Genomic DNA, 18,087 nt, shown 5'->3' with positions numbered 1-18,087 from the left:
CGCCCTATCTAAGTGTATGACCTGCGCCGGGGGTTTGTCAAGCGTATCGGGCGAAAAAACCTTGTAAAAAAAGCGCCCCCGCCCGGCTTTGGCCGGGCAGGGGCGGAACACCTGTGATCTGTTTGCAAAAGGGGCGTGGAAGGCTCAGCCTATCACGTAGACATTCACCTGCTGCACGCCGTTCATCAGCGCCTCGCTGTGGGTCTCGTAGAACAGGTCCACAAGGCAGCTGCCGTTCATCAGCGCGGTGCCGGTGTCGGTGGCGATGGCGTAGCCGTAGACAAAGCGCCCGTCGGTGCTGGTGATGTAGAGTTTGGTGCCGTAGGGGATGAGGTTGGGGTTCACGGCAACGGTGCCGTAACCCAGGCCCAGGCCGGAAGCGCCCCGGCCCCGTCTGGCGGAATAACCGGTGGCGCGCCCGGTGTAGACCGCGGTGTAGCCGGAAGGCACGCCGTTTACCACCTCGGGGCCGGCAAGGTCGCTCACCGGCGCGCCGGCCTTGTAGGCCTTGATGATGGTGTTCACGGGGGCCTCGGTCATCACCACGCTCACCACCTGGCTGGACTCCACCTCTCCGTCCACGATGCGCAGGCGGTGGGTGATCTCGTTGGTGCCCTCTCTGCCCTGCTGCACCGTCATGGTGCGGCTCTTGTTGCGGTAGAACAGGCTGGTGTAGACATATTCGGTCTCGTAGGGGATGCTCTCGTAGGTCACGGTGTCCTGGTATTCCACCCGGTGCACCGTGATGGCCTCGTCCTCGCTGGCGGCGGTGTGCAGGCTGGGCTCGGTGTAGTCGTGCTCGCCCAGGCTTATGCCGCAGGCGGCCAGCGCCTCGGCCACCGTGCCGCCCGCCAGCTTGGCGACGTGCTCGGCGCCGTCGGCGTAAACGGTGATGGGCACCGCCCGCTGGATGCTCAGGCTGGCGAGGTTGCCGTTGAAGGCGGTGAAGTAGACGCTGTCTTCCTCTTCGGCCACGATGCCGGAGAGGTCCATCAGCTCCTCGGGGTCCTCCACCCGGGTGATCAGCATGCGGCTGGCGCCGTGGGAATCGGACACATAGACGATATTCAGTGTGGAAAAAAGCGCAAACAGGGTCAGTGACAGGCAGCACAGGGTGAGCAGGATGACGTAGCACCTGGCCGGGATGGCCAGGATCCGCCGCCGCAGATGTTCTGTGAATTTTGTCATAAACACTCCTAACGTTCCATGTTGTAGGGCACTTGATGCAGCCGAAACATGGGGCACGGCCGCGCCCTTCCTTGCAGCGCCCGCCTGCCGCCGCTCTGTTGCGGCGCATCGGGCACTTGAGGCATTGTAGCAAATGCCCGCCGCCGCGTCAAACTCTCTCGGCGGGCGGTTTTTTGGCAAATTGGCCGTGTTTTGGCGTTTTGCAAAAAACACGCACGCGTTGCTCTCTATCCCGGCCTGTAGCTCGTATTCTCTTCTGTTTGCTTTGATTTTTGCCTGGATTTTTACCGTTTTGTCATTTTTTGACCCCGTTCGCGCTTGTGCTTTTTGCCCAAATATGCATCTTTCGCTATGTGCAATATGCACATTTAAAGAGGTGAAACACATGAAAAAAGGACCGGCGGGGCCGGTCCTTTCAGAGCCAGGCAAGATCGGGCAGAGGGCCCTCCCGGAAGCTATGCCCGGTGAGGTACCAGCAGGAGGAAAAGCCGCAATCCTCCAAAAGGGTTTTGGCAAGGCCGAAGCCAGTGAGCAGGGCGCCGGCGGCGTGGCTGTCGCCGGTGATGCACACCCGCGCCTTTCTGCGGCGCATCTCCTTTAACAAGAAGGCCGCCGGGTAGGGCGCGGTGCGCCAGCGGCGGGAGATGGCCCCGGTGTTCACCTCAAAGATCACGTCTCGGGCGGCAAGGGCCTCCAGGGCCTCCAGCGCAAGGGCGCGGGGGCGGGGGCTTTCCGGGTCGAAGAAGCGGTTCCCTTCGTTGAACTTGGTCACCAGATCGAAGTGGCCCAGGATGTCACAGCCGGTGCGCGCCGACGTTTCGGCCAGCAGGCGGTAGTATTCCCGAAGAAGGCCCTCCACGCCGCCGCAGCGCTGTGCCAGGCGGGCAAAGGCCTCGGGGCTTTCGTCCACCGCAAAGAGCCGCCCGTCCGCAAAGATGCCGTGGACCGAGCCGATGAGGTAATCGAAGGCCCCTTCGGGCGGGGGGCTGAACAAGTCCTGTTCCAGGCCCAGAAACACCTGCATGCGCCCGGCGTACCTTTCCCGCTCGGCCTCCACCGCCGCCCGGTAGGCGGGCAGGTCCTCGGGGGCCATGCACCATTCCTCCCCTTCCAGCGGGGAGTGGCCGGAAAACCCGATGGCCCCAAGGCCGGCGGCGAAAGCCGCGGCGGCCATTTCGGCGGGGGTGTTTTTTCCGTCGCAGAAGGCGGTGTGGGTGTGCAGGTTCTGGGGCTTCATGGGGTCATCTTCTCCTGTTTCACTTTGTGGTCGATGATGTGGCGGGAGGCCAGTTCCTTATAAACGTCCTCCACCGAAATGCCCATCTCCACCATCAGCACCATCACGTGGTACATCAAGTCGGCAATTTCATAGACGGTCTCGGCCCTGTCGCCCCCTTTTGCGGCGACGATGACCTCGGTGGATTCCTCCCCCACCTTTTTCAAAATCTTGTCCAGGCCCTTCTGGAAGAGGTAGGTGGTGTAGGAGCCTTCCGGCAGGGTCTCCTTGCGGCCCTCCAGCAGCTTATAAAGGCCCTTCACGGTGAAGGGCTGGCCCGCCTCGCCGATGTACACCGGCTCAAAAAAGCAGCTCTCGGCGCCGGTGTGGCAGGCGGGGCCGTCCTTCTCCACCGCCACCACCAGGGCGTCCCGGTCGCAGTCGGCGGTGATGGCGCGGATGTGCTGCACGTTGCCGGAGGTCTCCCCCTTGCGCCAGAGGCACTGGCGGGAGCGGGACCAAAAGCAGGTGCGGCCTTCGGCCATGCTGATGGCGAGGCTCTGGCGGTTCATATAGGCCAGGGTGAGCACCTGGCCGTCCGCCGCGTCGGTGACGATGGCGGGGATGAGGCCGTTTTGGTCAAATTTGAGTTCCTCCATGGAAATCATCGCATGTCCTCCTTGCTTTGTCAAATGAGGCGCATGGGCACGCCCGCGGCGGCCAGGGTCTGTTTCAGGTCGGGGATGGCCACCTCGCCGAAGTGGAAGATGGAGGCGGCAAGGCCCGCGTCCACCTTCGGCAGGGTCTTGAAAAGAGTGACAAAATCCTGGACGCCCCCCGCGCCGCCGGAGGCGATGACCGGCACGTCCACCGCGTCGCAGACGGCGGAAAGCATCTCCAGGTCGAAGCCCTGCTTGACGCCGTCGGTGTCGATGCTGTTCAGCACGATCTCGCCCGCGCCGTCCGCCACGCCCTTGCGCACCCAGTCGATGGCGTCGAGGCCGGTGTCCTCCCGGCCGCCTTTGGCGAACACATGATAGCGCCCGTCCACCCGCTTCGCGTCCACGCTTAAGACCACGCACTGGTCGCCGTAGCGCCGGGCGGCGGCGGCGATGAGGCCGGGGTCCCGGATGGCCCCGGAGTTGACGCTGACCTTATCCGCACCGCACTTGAGCACCCGGTCGAAATCCTCCACCGTGTTGATGCCGCCCCCCACCGTGAGGGGGATGAACACCGTGGCGGCCACCTTTGTGAGCACGCCGGTGAAGAGGGCGCGGCCCTCGGCGGAGGCGGTGATGTCATAGAACACCAGTTCGTCCGCCCCGGCTGCGCTGTAGAAGGCGGCCAGCTCCACCGGGTCGCTCACGTCCGCAAGGCCTTTGAAGTTGACCCCCTTCACCACCCGTCCGTTCTTCACGTCCAGGCAGGGGATGATGCGCTTGGCGATCATGGCCGCACCTCCCGAACCGCCCGGGCCAGGTCCACTTTTCCGGCGTAGTACGCCTTGCCCACGATGGCCCCGTACAGGCCCATCCCGGCCAGTTTGTTCAGGTCCTCGTTGGAGGAAACGCCCCCCGAGGCGATGATGCCGCAGCTCACCGCCCGCTGCAGCGCCGCCAGCCTTTCAAACGGCGGGCCGGAGAGGGTGCCGTCGGTGTCGATGTCGGTGAAGATGAGAATGGCCGCGCCGAGGGCCTCCATCCTGCGGGCAAAGTCCAGCCAGTCAAGGCCGCTGTCCGCCTGCCAGCCGGCGGTGCGCACGCTCTGGCCCTTCACGTCCAGCCCCACGGCGATGCGCTCTTGGCCGAAGCGCTTCACCGCTTCCTGCACAAGGCCGGGGCCGGCCACGGCGGCGGAGCCGATGACCGCCCGGCGCACCCCCAAATCGAACACCGCTTCCAGGTCGGCCAGGGTGCGGATGCCGCCCCCCAGCTGCACCGAGAGGCCGGCGGCGGCCACGGCGGCCACGATGGCGCCGTTGCGCCGTGTGCCGCTGCCAGCGCCGTCCAGGTCCACCATGTGCACCCACTGGGCCCCGGCGGCCTTGAAGGCGCGGGCGGTCTCCACCGCGTCGCCGGCCACCGGATGGGCGGTGGAAAACTCGCCCTTCACCAGGCGCACCACCTGGCCGCCTTTTAAATCAATGGCGGGAAAGAGCTTCATCCGCCCACCTCCGTTTCGCAAAAGGCCCGCAGGATGGCAAGGCCCACGTTTCCGCTTTTTTCCGGGTGGAACTGCACCCCCAGCACATTGCCCCGGCCCACCGCGGCGGTGAGGGGCGCGCCGTACTCCGCCGCGGCCAGCACGTAAGGCGCGGGGCTGGCCGCCCAGTAGGAGTGAACGAAGTAGACGCAGTCGCCTTCCTTCGTGTTTTTGAACAGGCCGCAGGCGCGGCCCTCCTGCGTGAGTGCAAGGGCGTTCCAGCCGATGTGAGGCACCTTGAGCCCTTCCGGAATGACCTGGCGGATGGGGCGCACCTCGCCGGGGATGAGGCCCAGGCCCTTGTGTTCGCCATATTCAAAGCTCTTTTCCAGCAAAAGCTGCATGCCGAGGCAGATGCCCAGCAGGGGTCTGCCTCCTTCGGCCGCTTTGAGCACCGCCTTGTCCAGCCCGCTCTGGCGCAAAGCCGCCGCCGCGTCGCCGAAGGCACCCACCCCCGGCAGCACCAGCCGGTCGGCTTTCGCCAGAACATCCGGGTCGGCGGTGGCCACCGCCTGCTGGCCGATGGCGGCGAAGGAGGAACGCAGGGAAAAGAGGTTGCCCACCCCGTAATCCACAATGGCGACCATCACAGGACCCCCTTGGTGGAGGGCACCTCCCCCGCGGCGGCGGGGTCGATGGCCACGGCAGTGCGCAGGCTGCGGGCCAGGCTTTTGAAGGCCCCCTCGATGATGTGGTGGCTGTTGGTCCCCGCCAGCTGCCTCACGTGCAAGGTCACATCCGCCCGGCGGGTGAAGGCGGCAAAGAACTCCCCGACCAGCTGGGTGTCGAAGGCGCCCACCTTCTCGGTGGGGATGGCCAGGTCATAACACAGGAGCCCCCGGCCCGAGAGGTCCACCGCCGTGAGGATGAGGGCCTCGTCCATGGGCAGGATGGTGCTGCCGTAACGGGTGACGCCCCGCTTGTCCCCCAGGGCCTGGGCGAAGGCGTCGCCCAGGGTGATGCCCACGTCCTCCACCGTGTGATGGTCGTCCACCCAGGTGTCGCCCTTGGCATGCACCGTCAGGTCAAAGCGCCCGTGGCGGGCAAACAGGGTGAGCATGTGGTCCAGAAAACCGCAGCCGGTGGATATCTCGCTTTTGCCGGCGCCGTCCAGGTCCAAAACGACGGCCACGTCGGTCTCGCCGGTGGTGCGGCGCAGCTTTGCGGTGCGCATGGTTCATCTCTCCTCTCGAATGTCGTCCAGAGCCGCCAGGAACACGTTCATCTGCTCCGGGGTGCCGATGGTCACCCGCACGAAGGGGCGCAGGCGGGGCTTATCCCACCAGCGCACCAGCACCCCCCGGGCCTTGAGGGCCCGGTAGAGCCCGCCCCCGTCCAGCCCCGGGCAGGAGGTGAACAGGAAGTTCGCCAGGCTGGGCAGGGTGACGAAGCCCCGCCGGTCCAGCTGCTCTCTGGTGTAGGCGCGGGTGGCAATGATGCGGCGGCAGTTGTTCATATAATAGCCGTCGCCGGCGATGGCCGCCGCCCCGGCGGCCAGGGTCAGGCTGTTGATGTTGTAGGGGTTCGAGGAACAGCGGATGGTCTCCAGGTCCGCGATGAGTTCCGGCTGGGCCAGGGCAAAGCCCAGCCGCGCCCCCGCCATCGAGCGGGACTTGGAGAAGGTCATGCACACCACCAGATTGTCGTATCGGTCCACCAGCTTCGCGCAGCTTTCGGCCCCGAAGTCCACATAGGCTTCGTCCACCACCACCACGCTGTTCGGATTGTGGCGCAGGATGTCCTCCACCTGCTCCGGGCGGATGGCAAGGCCGGTGGGTGCGTTGGGGTTGGCGAATACGATAAGCCGGTCCAGGCCGTAATAGTCCTCGGGGCACAAGGTGAAGTCCTCCTTCAGGGGCACTTCCAGAAGGGGCAGGCCGTGGAGGGCGGCGAACACCGGGTAAAAGCCGTAGCTGATGTCCGGGCAGGCGGCCCCCGTTTGGGGCGAGGCGAAGGCGGTGAAGGCGAAGTTCAAAATTTCGTCCGAGCCGTTGCCCAGCAGCACCTTCTCCGGCGAAAGGCCGTAGCGGTCGGCCAGGGCGCGGCGCAGTTCCAGGCCCGCCGGGTCGGGATAAAGGTTGAGCCGCCGCACGGCGGCGGGGCTCACCGCCCGTTCCACCGCCGGGCAGGGCGGATAGGGGGATTCGTTGGTGTTCAGCTTCACATACTCCATCTCCCGGGGCTGTTCGCCGGGGACGTAGGCCTCCAGGGAGGCGAGGCGGGGGGCTAAAAATCTGCTCATGGTGTGCCTTTCTGTTTCACAGGGTTTCGTCAAAGCGGCTGAGCACGCTGCGGGCGTGGGCCTCCAGCCCCTCCTGCCGGGCGAAGCGGGCCACCTTGGCCTGCACCTTTTCCAGCGCGGCGGCGGTGTAGTAGGTGAACTGGGTGCGCTTGACAAAATCGTCCACCGACAGAGGGCTCATGAACCGGGCGGTGCCCATGGTGGGCAGGGTGTGGTTGGGCCCGGCGAAGTAGTCGCCCAAAGCCTCCGGGCAGTTGCGCCCCAGGAACACCGACCCGGCGTTGCGCACCGCGTCCAGATAGGCGAAGGGGTCGTCCACGCAGAGCTCCAGGTGCTCGGGGGCGATCTCGTTGGCCACCTCGATGGCCGCCCGCAGATCGCGGGTGAGGATGATTTTCCCGTTCGAGTCGATGGAGGCGCGGGCAATGTCCGCCCGGGGCAGCAGGGGGATCTGGCGCTCCAGCTCCGCCTGCACCGCCCTGGCGAGGGGCTCGCTGTCGGTCACCAGCACGGCGGCGGCCCGCACGTCGTGCTCGGCCTGGCTGAGCAGGTCGGCGGCCACCTGGCGCGCGTCGGACGCGCCGTCCGCCACCACCAGAATTTCGCTGGGGCCGGCGATCATGTCGATGGCCACCCGCCCGAACACCTGGCGCTTGGCCTCGGCCACCCAGGCGTTGCCGGGGCCGACGATCTTATCCACCCGCGCCACCGTCTCGGTGCCGTATGCCAGCGCCGCCACCGCCTGGGCCCCGCCGGTGCGGAACACCCGGTCCACCCCGGCGATGCGGGCGGCGGCCAGGATGACCGGCGGGATGTCGCCGCCGGTGGGAGGAGAGACCATCACGATCTCGCGGCAGCCGGCGATTTTGGCGGGGATGCAGTTCATCAGCACGCTGGAGGGGTAGGCCGCCGTGCCGCCGGGCACATAGAGGCCCACCCTCTCGATGGGCATGACCTTCTGGCCCAGCACCACGCCCTCCTCCTCGCTGACCACGAAGCTGTTGGTCAGCTGGCGGCGGTGGAAGGCGGCGATGCGGTCCGCCGCCTCTTTGAGCAGGCCGGCCAGGCCCGGTTCCAGGCTTTCCACCGCCGCGTCCAGCTCCGCCCCGGTGACTTCCAGGGCGGCGAGGTCCGCACGGTCGAACTCTTTGGCAAGGCGGAAGAGGGCTTTGTCGCCCTCGTTCTTCACCGCCTCGATGATGCCCCGCACCGACTCGGCTACGTCGGCGGAGTCGTCGGTGCGGGCGAAGATCTCCGCCGGGGAGAGCCTGTCGAAATCATAGAGCTTTATCATGCCTGTTCCTCCTTTTGGGCCGCGGCGTTTTCGGCCAGCAGCCGGGCCATGCGCCGGATGGCGTCGTTTTTGAACTTCCAGCTCACCTTGTTGGCGATGAAGCGGGCGCTCACCGGAACAATTTCGGCCTTCACCTCAAGGCCGTTCTCCGCCAGGGTGCGGCCGGTCTCCACGATGTCCACAATGACGTCCGAGAGGCCCAGCAGCGGGGCCAGCTCGATGGAGCCGTTGAGTTTTATCACGTCGATGTCCCGGCTGAGGGAAGCGTAGTAGCCCCGGGCGATGCGGGGGAACTTGGTGGCCACCCGCAGGGTGCGGGCCCCGCCGTCGCGGAAATCCGCCTTGGCCGCCACGCACATGCGGCACCTGCCCACGTCCAGGTCTGCCAGTTCGTAGACGTCCGGCTGGTATTCCAGCAGGATGTCCTTGCCCGCCACCCCCACGTCGGCAGCCCCCCGTTCCACATAGATGGAAACATCCGAGGGCTTGACCCAGAAGTAGCGCACCCCGGCTTCGGGGTTTTCAAACACCAGCTTGCGGTTTTCCTCCTCGATGGAGGGGCAGGCGTAGCCCGCCGCCTTAAAGCTGCGGTAGACCGTTTCGCCCAGGCGGCCCTTGGGCAGGGCGATGTTTACCATGTTCATCCTTCCCGGCCCTCCTTTCGCAGGTCCAGCAGGCGCCTGTAGCCCGCCTCCGGCTTCTGCCGCTCGGCCCGCACCGTCTGCCCCGCTGCCACCAGCGCGTCGGTCTCGGCGGCGACCCTCGCCGCGCTCACCGAGTCGTCGTAGAGCACCAGCACGTCCACCTCGTCCCGGGCGGGGGCGCCGAAGCGCTCCAGCTGGTCCAGATAGACGGCAAAGCCGATGGCCCCGCCCTGCCGGCCCATGCGGTGGAGCAGGTGGTCGTAGCGCCCGCCCGCCAGCACGCCGGCGGCAAGGCCGGGCACAAAGCCCCGGAAGACGGCGCCGCTGTAATAGTTCATGTCGTTGGCGATGGAAAAATCCAGCCGCAGGTGTTCCGCCAGCCCCCGCTGTTCCATCAGGGCGCAGAGTTCTTTCAGCTCCGCCAGGGCGGCGGCCATCCGCTGGTTTTCCGCCAGGGGCTCCAGCGCCGCCAGCGCCGGGGCGGGCCTGTCGTAGAGAAGGGCCAGCCGGCTCAGGGCCTTCGCCGCCTTTTCGGGCAGCAGCCCCTCGCCGGCAAGGCCTTCCAGCGCGGGCGCATTCTTCGCCCCCATGGCCTCCATCGCCCGGCGGCGGGCGGCTTCGGGCAGGTCCAGCCCTTCCAGCAGCCCCGCCACAAAGCCCTGGTGGCTCACATCCAGCAGGTATTCCGGGCTGATGGCCGCGAGGCTCTTTGCCGCCAGCATCAGCACCTCGCCCTCGGCGGCGGCGTCCAGGCTGCCGATGCACTCAAGGCCCGTCTGGGGTATCTCCCGGAAGCCCCCGGCGGTGGCGGAGGGCCGGTAGACGTTTTCGCTGTAATACACCTTCTGCAGCCCCGGCCCGCTGCGCCCGTTCTTTAAAATGGAGAGGGTCACGTCGGGCTTCAGGGCCATCAGCTTGCCGTCCAGGTCGGTGAAGGTGAGGATGTTCTCGCTGAGCAGAAAGCTCTTGTTGCGCACATAGAGGTCGTATTCCTCGAACTTGCTCATCTTGTACGGCTGATAGCCGTAGCTGCGGTAAAGCCCCCGCAGCCGGAAGGCCGTCTCCTCGTTTTTCTGCAAAAGGCCGCTGTTCATGCAGGGCTCCCCTCCCCTTGTGCCCGCCGGGCGGGCAGTCCGCTTTATTATGATAACATAATAAAGCAACAGCAGGGCAATGTCAAGGAAATTTCTTGTGAAAAAGCCGCCCTGTGAGCAAAACTCACAGGGCGGCAGGAGAGATTTTATTAGAGGGTCAGCCGAACGGGCCGCCGCCCGGCAAGGGCCAGGGCCAGACGGTCACGGCCGGCAAGGGTGGTTTTTGGCGGAACATCGGGCAGGGTGAACTCCACCCAGCCGAGGCCCAGGGCGGCGGGCACCGCGCCGTACTGCTGATACCACCTGCGGGCCAGCGCGGCAAGGCGGGGGCCGCTCGCGCCCAGAGGCAGCTTTTCAAAGACCTCCCAGGGGGCCCGCGCCGGCACCCTGGCCAGCACCACCGGGCGGGTGAGGCCGTCCTCGCCCCAGAGACGGGCAAAGGGCTTGGTGCCGGCTGCGGGCTCCTGCGGCAGGGGCAGGTCCCGCAGGCTCTGCCACAGGCCGTCCTCCGCCGCCAGCAGCAGGGGGATGTAACCGTCCCGGATGGCCTGCCGCCGGGTATATCCAAAGTCCGCCAGCAGGGGGTCGGGGTCCTTCATGGGCGGGAAGTAGCTGCACTCCCCTTCCAGCTGTTCCATCAGGGCGGCGGCCGCCTCGGGGGGCTGGCCGTCCCCCGGGATGTCCTGGGCCAGCCAGCTGGCGCGGCGGCGGTCCATCAGCGCGGCCATGCCCTGATAATAGCCTTCGTTGAAGGGCACGAAGAGATAGGCCTCGTCCTGAAACTCGTCGGACTGGTAGCGCACCGGCCCGAAATGGCCCAAAGACCAGTCGTCGATGTCGCTGGGGAAGGAGGGCGCTTCGTTCTCTCCATAATAATAGGAAGCGAAGGCCTGCCCCTCCTCGCTGAACAGGTTCGACCACAGCTTGCCGCCCAGCGCATCCCGGACGAAGGGCCGCAGGTCGGTGCCCGCGCCGTCCTGCCGGACGGCCCCTGCCAGCGCGCCGTGCTGGGCCAGGAACTCCCCGCTCATCAGGCCCCGCTCGATGCACCAGCGCAGGTAAATGGCCAGATGGTCATAAACGGCGATGGGCTCCACCGCCAGATGCTTCTGGCGCAGGCTCTGCAGATGCCATTCGGCGTTGTCCAGCAGAAAAGCGCCGGCCGGCTGTTCTTCCAAATCGGCGCAGGGCCGGTCGGGCATCACCACGAAGCTGACGCCGTTCATGTGGTCCAGCAGGGCCTCGGCGCCATTTTCCTGCTTATACTCCATCTCCGCCCGGTAGAGGGGGATGACCTGATAGATGTTGATCTCGTCCCCGTCGGGCAGAGGGCAGACGTCGCCGCCGGGCAGCGCGCCCTGCAGGCCCACCAGCAGCGCGGCGCACAGGGCGGTGTCCGGGGCGTAGGGTTCCTGATTGTCCACCGTGTGGCCCCAGCCCAGCCAGGTGTTGCAGGCGCCGGGCAGCCGCGCCAGGCTTTTCAGCAGCCGCAGCGGCCAGTACCAGCGCTCGTCCTGCAAAGACTCCTGGTCCAGCTTCCAGCAGTCGGGCAGGGCGATGGCCAGCTCCGCCCGCTCCAGCCGGTGCTCGGCCAGCTCGGGGGGCACGTTCATCCGCCGCGCGCCCATGCCCATGGTGATGATGGTGTAAAAGTTGCGCTCGTCATCCGGCGGCACGATGCACAGGTCCACGTGGATGTCCGGCGAGACCAGCTCGTGCAGCACCTGGTCGAAGGGCCCCACATGGCGGCGGATGTGCTCCTCCACCAGCTCCATCTGGCGCTCGGTGTAGACCCACTGGGGCGTGGGCTCCTCCTCGTCTTCCGGCTGCTCCGGGCGGTTCATCCATTCGCAGGAGGTGGCGGCGCCCGCCTCGTCCAAAACCGTCTGGAAGCGGCTGCCGGTGTTGCCCTTGGTGTGGCCCAGCAGCCGCACGCTGCGGTCCAGCCCGAAGATCACCGTTTCCAGCCTGCCCGGTTTGCCCTCCGGGTCGGCGAGGTCCAGCCATTCGCCGCTGTCCAGCCGGTCCCGCTGGCGGCGCAGCCAGTCCCGCCCCAGCTTGGAGAGGCCCGCCTCGTTCATCAGGAACAGCACGTCCAGCCGGCGGCCCCCCACCGTGCGGTGGAAGGTGCAGTAGGGGGCGTTGGGGGTGTAGTCTTCTTCGTCGGGGGCGAACAGTTCGAAGAAGGCCGCGAGGCCCGCCTCGTCCAGCACGATGCAGGAGATGGCCTGCAACTTGGCCGCCGCGCCCTCGTCCTGGCCGGCCTGCAGCTTCTGGTCAAAGTCCGGGTCGATCCAGTGGTTCTCCATCTGTTCCAGCGTCGCGCCCGCCTCGATCTCCCGGCGCAGGGTGAGGAACTCGTAGTCGCCGGGCACGAGCGCAAGGCCCTGCTCCACCGCCGCCAGGGCGGCTTGCTTTTCGCCGAAGTGGCTGCGCAGCTTCGCCGTCAGCAGCCAGGCCCAGGGATAGTCCGGCTCCTCCACGGTGCCCTGCTCGGCGTACTTTCGCGCCTCTTCCAGCCGCCCGCAGTACATCAGCGAGGCGGCGTAGCGGTAGTACCAGGTGCCGCACCCCTTGGCCGCCGGCTCGGAGTCGGGCATCCACTGGGAGGCGCGGTAGTAGTATTCGTATTCGTCCACGTTCAGGCAGGCGTAGGCGTACCACAGGGCGATCTGCAGGTCCCGCCGGGCCTGCCGCTCGGTGAAGCGGCCTTCCTTCTTGCCCTTTTCGATGAAGTCGGTGAGGTATTGCAGCACCTGATAGAAGTAGCCGCTGCTGGCCTCCAGATAGCTCTCCATGGTCTCGATGTCCTGGGGGGAGAGCAGCGAGCCGGTCTCGGGGTGCACCTCGGGTTCTTTTTCGTCCTCGGCGTTCCACAGGCGCACGGTGCCCACATCCCGCCGGAAAGAGTGGAAGGACCCCCAGGCAAGGCCGGAGGAGGCGAAGAAGGCCGCCGCCGCGTCCAGCACGGCGGGCAGGTCCCAGGCGATGAGGTCCAGATAGCCGCAGAACAGGCCCATGGCCCCGCCCAGCAGGGCCACTTTCTCTTCGCCCAGGGCGGCCAGGGCGTCTTCCAGCTGCCCGCGCAGGGCAAAGGCCTGCCGGCCCCGCTCCTCGGGGGAAACGCCCTCCAGCGGCCAGCAGAGGAAGCCCGCCGCCGCGCCGTCGTCATGAAGCAGGTCCACCGCGGCGCTCTCCCCCGCCAGATACTGGCGCACCAGCGCCGGGCAGCGGGTGGAGCCGGCGATGACGTCCAGCCGCCAGTCGGCGTCCGGGTCCTCGTTGGGCTCCAGGCGATAGGTGACGTAGCCGTTTTCCAGGCAGAGGGCGGCGTCCGCCGTTTCGCCCTGTTCCGGCGCGCCGGGCACATCCTCCATGGAGGCGAGGTCCACCAGCACCTTCCAGTGCCGGGCCAGCGGCGGCGGCGCCTGACGGACGAACCGGATCAGCTGGAACAGCCGCGCCCGGTCGCCCTTGGGGGAGAGGATGAGTTCATACCCTTCGCCCCGGCGCAGGAAGAAGCAGGGCTTGGCAAAGGCGCAGCACAGCGCGCCCTCCACCAGTTCCCCCGCCTCGTCCTGCTCCCCCGCGTCCAGCAGGCGGCGCACCTGCTCCTCCCGGCGGGCAAACTCCTCCCATGCCTCGGCGGCGCGGCGCTGGAAGGGCCGCTCGAACCGGGGCAGGGTGAGACGGCGGCGGCAGTCGTCGATGAGCTGGCGTATCTCCTCCCGGCTGTTGAGCTGGGGCGAATCGCCGGGATGCAGTTCCAGCGCCCGCTCCAGATAGGAGAGGGCAGCGCCCTCCCGGTCCAGATAATAGCAGGCATAGCCCATGCGGAAGTTCCAGCTGTAAGGGTCGGGGCAGTCGGACTCGTGGGCGGCCATCAGCCGGATGGCCCGCCGCAGCAGCTCACGGCCTTCCGGCTCGGCGGGCTGGGCCAGATTGTTGTAGGCCCGGGCCAGTTCCATATCGGTGGCGGCGGTGCGCTGCTCTTCGGGCAGCGCTTCCAGCGCCTGGACGATCTTCTCGTGTTCCTCCGCCTCATGCCACAGGCGGCACTGTTCCAAAAGGTCCATGGGGGTGCGGTCCTCCTTTTTTGCCCGCAGCGGGGCGTGTATTCTAATTTCGATTATATCGAAAGCGGCTGCAAAACACAACGAGTAAAAAGACAAATTTTTGTAGTTGTCTTTATTTTTGGTACTCTCCCCCCTTTTGGGGTGCCAAAGCCCCCGGCGCTGAAAGGCGCCGGGGGCTTTGGAAATCTGCGGGTCAGCAGTCCTGGTCCGGGGCCTGGCCGTCATGGGCCCGCCAGGCGCATTCCGTCAGCTCCATATTGGTGAAGACCGCACGGAAGGAGGAATCCTCCGGGCTGCAGGCGTAAACGCCGAAGCGTATTTTTCCCTTTGCTTCGTGGAGGTGGCAGACCCGCATCTGGCGGAAGGTCGCCCCGTCCTCGGAGCACTCGATGCAGAAGTCGTCCTCCCGGCGGCTCAGGCGGTACCACATGGATTTTACCGTGGCCGGTATCTCGGTGGTGGCCCAGTCGGAATAGCCGTGGTTGGTCACCACGCTGCCCAAGTGCTGGAAGCGCTCGTTTTCGTACTCGATGGACCCTTTCAGCCAGTTTTCAGAATCCAGATACAGCGCCACGCCGCACTGGTCAAAGCGGTGGTGACTCTCCGCAAATTCGGTTTTCACCACGAAGGAGAAAAACTTTTCCTCCGTTTCCATCTGCAGCACCGGCGCGTTGTCGTTGCGGAAATGGTAGTAAGTCCTCTGCCACAGGTCGGTGTGGGGCCGGGTGACGATCTCGATCCGGTCCGGGGTGATGAGGCAGCGTTCCGGCCGCCGTGTCCATTCCAGGGCATTTACATCGAATTTCATTTTTTCCGCCTCCAATATTTTTCCTTGTCCGCCTCGGTGATGGGCCGCAGCACGCGGCAGGGGCTGCCCACAGCCACCACTCCGTCCGGGATGTCCCGGTTCACCACGCTGCCCGCGCCGATAACCGTGTTGCTTCCGATGGTCACCCCGGGCAGCACCGTCACCGACGCGCCGATCCAAACGTTGTCGCCCACCCGGATGGGATAGGCGTATTCCAGGCCCTGATTGCGCTGTTCAGCGTCCAGCGGATGGCCCGCCGTGGAGAATACGCAGTTGGGCGCGATGAACACGTTGTCGCCGAACACCACCTTTGCGCCGTCCAGGATGGTGCAGTTGTGGTTGGTTAGAAGTTTTCGCCTATCTCGATGTTGTACCCGTAGTCGCACCAGAAGGGGGCGGTGACGCAAAAGCGCTGCCCCGTTTTGCCGAACAGGCGGCGGATGATCTCCTCCTGCCGGGCGGCAAGGGAAGGCTTTGTTTGGTTGTAAGCAAAGCACAGGTCCTTGCACCGCGTCCGCGCCGCCAGCAGTTCCTCGTCTTAGTTCGCGTCGTAGAGCAGGCCCTGCTCCATTTTTTCCCGTTCGGTCATTTCCCGTTCTCCTTTCCGTCCACAGCCGCCCAGTACATTCCTTTTAAATAGTAGCCGTCGGTGTCCGGCAGGAACACGAACCGGGGCATGTATTCCTCCGGGATGTAACTGCCGCAGGCCGCGCGGACGCGCTCCATCTCCTGTTCTCCCAGAAGGTCGCCGGTGAACAGCAGCCGGTGGGGGTTCAGAATGGAGATGAGGGAAACGGCGGCCCGAACGATGAAGGGTTCCGCCGTGGGGCGCTGCAACTGCTCGATCTGCCGCTGTCGGCTCATGCCGTAGTCCAGAAAGCCCACCATGCCGGCGAACAGGTTCTTGCCGGTGAGCAGAACGCCTTTGTGAACGGTGGCCGTTCCGGGAAGCACGCCGGAGGGGTAGTTGACCAGCGTAACGATCTCATCGTCCACCCTCTCCTGACGGCAGTAGCCGTACACCTTGTAGTGCATATCGTTGGCAAGGAGCACCGGCAGGCCAAACCGCTCTTCCAGTCTTGCCTTCAGCGGCAGGTTTTCCAGTTCCTCGATGTCGCTGTGGCGTATGATGCCCTTTTCCGCGATGCTGGGGGTGCCCACCACGATGCAGCTCACGTTGGGAAAGTCCCCCAGCGCCCGGGCCACCGTTCCTTCCACCACGGCTGCGTCCGGCACATCGCATTGACGCACCTGCTTTTGCCGCAAATTCCCAAGAGGCGACAGGACCGCGGCGGCAATGGACTTGACGCCCCGGATGAGCTCAAAATAAACGCAGAGGATGCTTTCGTACTCCTCGTTCAGCTTGTAGACCATCGCATTGCGGCCCACGTCGTGGAGTTTCTGTTTTTCGCCGGTCACCTCGCCGGCGGCCTCCATCTCGTTCAGATAGGTGTTGCAGCTGGCCACGCTGAGCCCGGTGCGCCGGGCGATCTGCTGCTTTGTGTAAGAGGCTCCGCTGCGCAGGAGGCCGCGTATCTGGGCTTTGTTTTCCTGTTTGAGGTCCGCCGCGTTTTTCATCCTGCCCCTCCTTTCTTACAGATATTATTATAACTATTATAATAATATCTGTAAAGAGGATTTTCAGGCGAAAAAACAGCGCGGACGCCTCCAAATCATCCGCGCTGTTTGGGCGGTCAGCGCCGCGCGCGCCGGCCGGTGTTCTCCGAGCCCCGCACCTCCTCGTGGTAGAAATAATCCACGATCACCGGGTGCCCCGGCTGGGAGCGGCCATAGGGCAGTTCGTTGTCCACAAAGGGGCAGCCCCATTCTTCCGCCAGCCGCTGCGCCCGCTGTTCCAGCCCTCGGAAATAGCTTCGGTCTCCTTTGCGATAAATTGCGTCGTAGAGCGGGGCCAGATGGGGGTATTTTTCAGCGATGTAGTCCAGGATGTCCTGCTTAAATCCGCCCCGGAGGTTGAGGTTTTCCAGCCAGACCAGGTCGCACCGGTCCTTCACCCGGTGGAAAATGGCCTCGAAATCGGTGATGCCGGGAAAGACCGGCGCAATAAAGCAGACGGTGCGGATGCCCGCGTCGTAGACCTGTTTCATGGCGGCCAGCCGCCGCTCGATGCTCACCGCCTTGTCCATGTCCGCACGGAAGTTTTCGTCCAGCGTGTTGACCGACCAGGAGACCGTCACCTTCCCCAGTTCCTTGAGCAGGTCGATGTCCCTCGTCACCAGGTCGGACTTGGTGCAGATGAGGATTTCCGCCCCGCTGCCCCGCAGCTGCTCCAGCAGCTTGCGGGTGTTCCGGAACCGTTCCTCCTGGGGCAGGTAGCCGTCGGTCACCGAGCCGATGACCACCCGCTGGCCCCGGTATCTGCCGGCATCGCGTATCGCGGGCCAGTGCTTCACGTCCAGAAAGGCGCCCCAGGGCTCGGTGTGGCCGGTGAACCGCTTCATGAAGGAGGCGTAGCAGTATTTGCAGCCGTGGGTGCAGCCCACATAGGGGTTTACCGAATAGCCCCCCACCGGCAGGCTGGACCGGGTCATGATCTCCTTCGCTTCCACGTCCCGGATCAGAACGCCCTGTTCCATCATTTCCGCCATGCGGCCTGCTCCTTCCCTGCGGACCTGGCGCTGTCAAGTTGACACGGCGGCCCGGTGTTGATACATTTATTATACTAAGCACAAATTCATGTTCAAGTACGCAGAATATCCGTACCTGGTACGAAAAAGCGTACCGAGAGGAGCCAAAGCCCATGACTTACGAGGAATTTGAACGCCGTGTCGGCAGCATCATTCTGACCAAAGGCGGAAACTGTCCGGTCACGCCGGTGGTGAAGATGCTCCAGGGGAAGTGGAAGCTGCAAATTATTTATGAGCTGTGCATTCAGTCGCCGCTGCGCTTCGGGGAGCTGAAAAAGGCGCTCGGGCCCATCACCAACACCATGCTCACCAGCGCGCTGCGGGAGCTGGAAGCCGACGGCCTGGTGCGCCGGGAGCAGTACGCCGAGATCCCGCCCCGGGTGGAGTATTCCCTGACGGAAAAAGGCCGGGACCTGCTGCCTGTTTTCCACGCCATCTGCCAGTGGGGCATGAAGTACATTCCCTGAAACGGACACACAAAGAAAAACCCCGAAAAGCCTCGGCTTTTCGGGGTTTTTTTGAGCATTGTTGAGCCGGTTCGAAGGACCAATCAGCGCTTGCTGAACTGAGGCGCGAGGCGGGCAGCCTTGAGGCCTTTCTGGCGTACAGTTTAGCGCCAGTTTTCCTTGATATTACGGGCTTTTTGGGCCCTGCCCTCAAATGTTGCCCCAGTAT

At 65.2% G+C, this 18,087-nt stretch carries 16 protein-coding genes and 1 pseudogene; 1 reads left to right on the top strand and 16 read right to left on the bottom strand.

Annotated features, from left to right (window positions below; genetic code table 11):
* Positions 1–144: 144 nt before the first annotated feature.
* The 16 genes and pseudogenes from ACH2AT_RS05625 to ACH2AT_RS05550 form a co-directional block, all read right to left on the bottom strand.
* Positions 145–1,188 (bottom strand): 3D domain-containing protein, encoded by a 1,044-nt coding sequence (locus ACH2AT_RS05625; RefSeq protein ID WP_394964222.1) that lies wholly within the window; start codon positions 1,186–1,188, stop codon positions 145–147.
* A 415-nt stretch (positions 1,189–1,603) separates the two neighbouring features.
* Positions 1,604–2,425 carry a histidinol-phosphatase HisJ family protein gene (locus ACH2AT_RS05620; protein ID WP_394964221.1) on the bottom strand — a complete coding sequence of 274 codons (822 nt, stop codon included), beginning with the start codon at positions 2,423–2,425 and terminating at the stop codon, positions 1,604–1,606.
* Positions 2,422–3,072 carry a bifunctional phosphoribosyl-AMP cyclohydrolase/phosphoribosyl-ATP diphosphatase HisIE gene (gene hisIE / locus ACH2AT_RS05615; protein WP_394964220.1) on the bottom strand — a complete coding sequence of 217 codons (651 nt, stop codon included), beginning with the start codon at positions 3,070–3,072 and terminating at the stop codon, positions 2,422–2,424. The genes ACH2AT_RS05620 and hisIE overlap by 4 nt, the downstream gene beginning before the upstream one ends.
* 20 nt (positions 3,073–3,092) lie before the next feature.
* Positions 3,093–3,854 (bottom strand): imidazole glycerol phosphate synthase subunit HisF, encoded by a 762-nt coding sequence (gene hisF, locus ACH2AT_RS05610; protein ID WP_394964219.1) that lies wholly within the window; start codon positions 3,852–3,854, stop codon positions 3,093–3,095.
* Positions 3,851–4,567, bottom strand: coding sequence for a 1-(5-phosphoribosyl)-5-[(5-phosphoribosylamino)methylideneamino]imidazole-4-carboxamide isomerase (hisA, locus tag ACH2AT_RS05605; protein ID WP_394964218.1), 717 nt, complete (start codon positions 4,565–4,567; stop codon positions 3,851–3,853). Before hisA ends, hisF begins: the two co-directional genes overlap by 4 nt.
* A complete protein-coding gene (gene hisH / locus ACH2AT_RS05600; protein WP_394964217.1) occupies positions 4,564–5,193 on the bottom strand; it encodes an imidazole glycerol phosphate synthase subunit HisH in 630 nt (209 codons plus the stop codon). The genes hisA and hisH overlap by 4 nt, the downstream gene beginning before the upstream one ends.
* A complete protein-coding gene (gene hisB / locus ACH2AT_RS05595; RefSeq protein WP_394964216.1) occupies positions 5,193–5,780 on the bottom strand; it encodes an imidazoleglycerol-phosphate dehydratase HisB in 588 nt (195 codons plus the stop codon). Before hisB ends, hisH begins: the two co-directional genes overlap by 1 nt.
* A gap of 3 nt (positions 5,781–5,783) precedes the next feature.
* The gene (hisC, locus tag ACH2AT_RS05590) at positions 5,784–6,848 is read right to left on the bottom strand and encodes a histidinol-phosphate transaminase (RefSeq protein WP_394964215.1); all 1,065 of its coding nucleotides are present in this window, start codon (positions 6,846–6,848) and stop codon (positions 5,784–5,786) included.
* Between the two features lie 16 nt (positions 6,849–6,864).
* Positions 6,865–8,142 carry a histidinol dehydrogenase gene (hisD, locus tag ACH2AT_RS05585; protein ID WP_394964214.1) on the bottom strand — a complete coding sequence of 426 codons (1,278 nt, stop codon included), beginning with the start codon at positions 8,140–8,142 and terminating at the stop codon, positions 6,865–6,867.
* On the bottom strand, positions 8,139–8,786 hold the full coding sequence (gene hisG, locus ACH2AT_RS05580; protein WP_394964213.1) for an ATP phosphoribosyltransferase: 648 nt from the start codon (positions 8,784–8,786) through the stop codon (positions 8,139–8,141). The genes hisD and hisG overlap by 4 nt, the downstream gene beginning before the upstream one ends.
* A complete protein-coding gene (locus tag ACH2AT_RS05575) occupies positions 8,783–9,880 on the bottom strand; it encodes an ATP phosphoribosyltransferase regulatory subunit (RefSeq protein WP_394964212.1) in 1,098 nt (365 codons plus the stop codon). Before ACH2AT_RS05575 ends, hisG begins: the two co-directional genes overlap by 4 nt.
* Positions 9,881–10,029: 149 nt before the next feature.
* Positions 10,030–13,956, bottom strand: coding sequence for a suppressor of fused domain protein (locus ACH2AT_RS05570; RefSeq protein WP_394964211.1), 3,927 nt, complete (start codon positions 13,954–13,956; stop codon positions 10,030–10,032).
* Between the two features lie 193 nt (positions 13,957–14,149).
* Positions 14,150–14,764, bottom strand: a complete 615-nt coding sequence (locus ACH2AT_RS05565) for a DUF1349 domain-containing protein (RefSeq protein ID WP_394964210.1) — start codon at positions 14,762–14,764, stop codon at positions 14,150–14,152.
* Positions 14,761–15,293, bottom strand: a pseudogene (locus tag ACH2AT_RS05560) (sugar O-acetyltransferase). Before ACH2AT_RS05560 ends, ACH2AT_RS05565 begins: the two are co-directional and overlap by 4 nt.
* 56 nt (positions 15,294–15,349) lie before the next feature.
* Positions 15,350–16,342: an ROK family protein gene (locus tag ACH2AT_RS05555; protein ID WP_394964209.1), complete on the bottom strand. Its 993-nt coding sequence runs from the start codon at positions 16,340–16,342 to the stop codon at positions 15,350–15,352.
* A gap of 116 nt (positions 16,343–16,458) precedes the next feature.
* On the bottom strand, positions 16,459–17,373 hold the full coding sequence (locus ACH2AT_RS05550; RefSeq protein WP_394964208.1) for a radical SAM mobile pair protein B: 915 nt from the start codon (positions 17,371–17,373) through the stop codon (positions 16,459–16,461).
* A gap of 152 nt (positions 17,374–17,525) precedes the next feature.
* Here ACH2AT_RS05550 and ACH2AT_RS05545 point away from each other — a divergent pair, with 152 nt between their 5' ends.
* The gene (locus tag ACH2AT_RS05545) at positions 17,526–17,879 is read left to right on the top strand and encodes a winged helix-turn-helix transcriptional regulator (RefSeq protein WP_394964207.1); all 354 of its coding nucleotides are present in this window, start codon (positions 17,526–17,528) and stop codon (positions 17,877–17,879) included.
* Positions 17,880–18,087: the final 208 nt, after the last annotated feature.

It is taken from the genome of Candidatus Allofournierella excrementigallinarum (assembly GCF_944388085.1).
In the GTDB taxonomy this organism is placed as follows: Bacteria; Bacillota; Clostridia; order Oscillospirales; family Ruminococcaceae; genus Allofournierella_A; species Allofournierella_A excrementigallinarum.
The sequence above is the reverse complement of the archived record's forward strand: the minus strand, read 5'-3'. Positions and strand labels throughout refer to the sequence as shown.

Bases quoted from the DNA above. Each gene is read 5' to 3' on its own strand.
- ACH2AT_RS05550 (WP_394964208.1), bottom strand. From the start codon at position 17,373: ATGGCGGAAATGATGGAACAGGGCGTTCTGATCCGGGACGTGGAAGCG.
- ACH2AT_RS05565 (WP_394964210.1), bottom strand. From the start codon at position 14,764: ATGAAATTCGATGTAAATGCCCTGGAATGGACACGGCGGCCGGAACGC.
- ACH2AT_RS05575 (WP_394964212.1), bottom strand. From the start codon at position 9,880: ATGAACAGCGGCCTTTTGCAGAAAAACGAGGAGACGGCCTTCCGGCTG.
- ACH2AT_RS05545 (WP_394964207.1), top strand. From the start codon at position 17,526: ATGACTTACGAGGAATTTGAACGCCGTGTCGGCAGCATCATTCTGACC.
- ACH2AT_RS05620 (WP_394964221.1), bottom strand. From the start codon at position 2,425: ATGAAGCCCCAGAACCTGCACACCCACACCGCCTTCTGCGACGGAAAA.
- ACH2AT_RS05555 (WP_394964209.1), bottom strand. From the start codon at position 16,342: ATGAAAAACGCGGCGGACCTCAAACAGGAAAACAAAGCCCAGATACGC.
- hisF (WP_394964219.1), bottom strand. From the start codon at position 3,854: ATGATCGCCAAGCGCATCATCCCCTGCCTGGACGTGAAGAACGGACGG.
- hisA (WP_394964218.1), bottom strand. From the start codon at position 4,567: ATGAAGCTCTTTCCCGCCATTGATTTAAAAGGCGGCCAGGTGGTGCGC.
- hisG (WP_394964213.1), bottom strand. From the start codon at position 8,786: ATGAACATGGTAAACATCGCCCTGCCCAAGGGCCGCCTGGGCGAAACG.
- hisIE (WP_394964220.1), bottom strand. From the start codon at position 3,072: ATGATTTCCATGGAGGAACTCAAATTTGACCAAAACGGCCTCATCCCC.
- hisH (WP_394964217.1), bottom strand. From the start codon at position 5,193: ATGGTCGCCATTGTGGATTACGGGGTGGGCAACCTCTTTTCCCTGCGT.
- ACH2AT_RS05625 (WP_394964222.1), bottom strand. From the start codon at position 1,188: ATGACAAAATTCACAGAACATCTGCGGCGGCGGATCCTGGCCATCCCG.
- hisB (WP_394964216.1), bottom strand. From the start codon at position 5,780: ATGCGCACCGCAAAGCTGCGCCGCACCACCGGCGAGACCGACGTGGCC.
- ACH2AT_RS05570 (WP_394964211.1), bottom strand. From the start codon at position 13,956: ATGGACCTTTTGGAACAGTGCCGCCTGTGGCATGAGGCGGAGGAACAC.
- hisD (WP_394964214.1), bottom strand. From the start codon at position 8,142: ATGATAAAGCTCTATGATTTCGACAGGCTCTCCCCGGCGGAGATCTTC.
- hisC (WP_394964215.1), bottom strand. From the start codon at position 6,848: ATGAGCAGATTTTTAGCCCCCCGCCTCGCCTCCCTGGAGGCCTACGTC.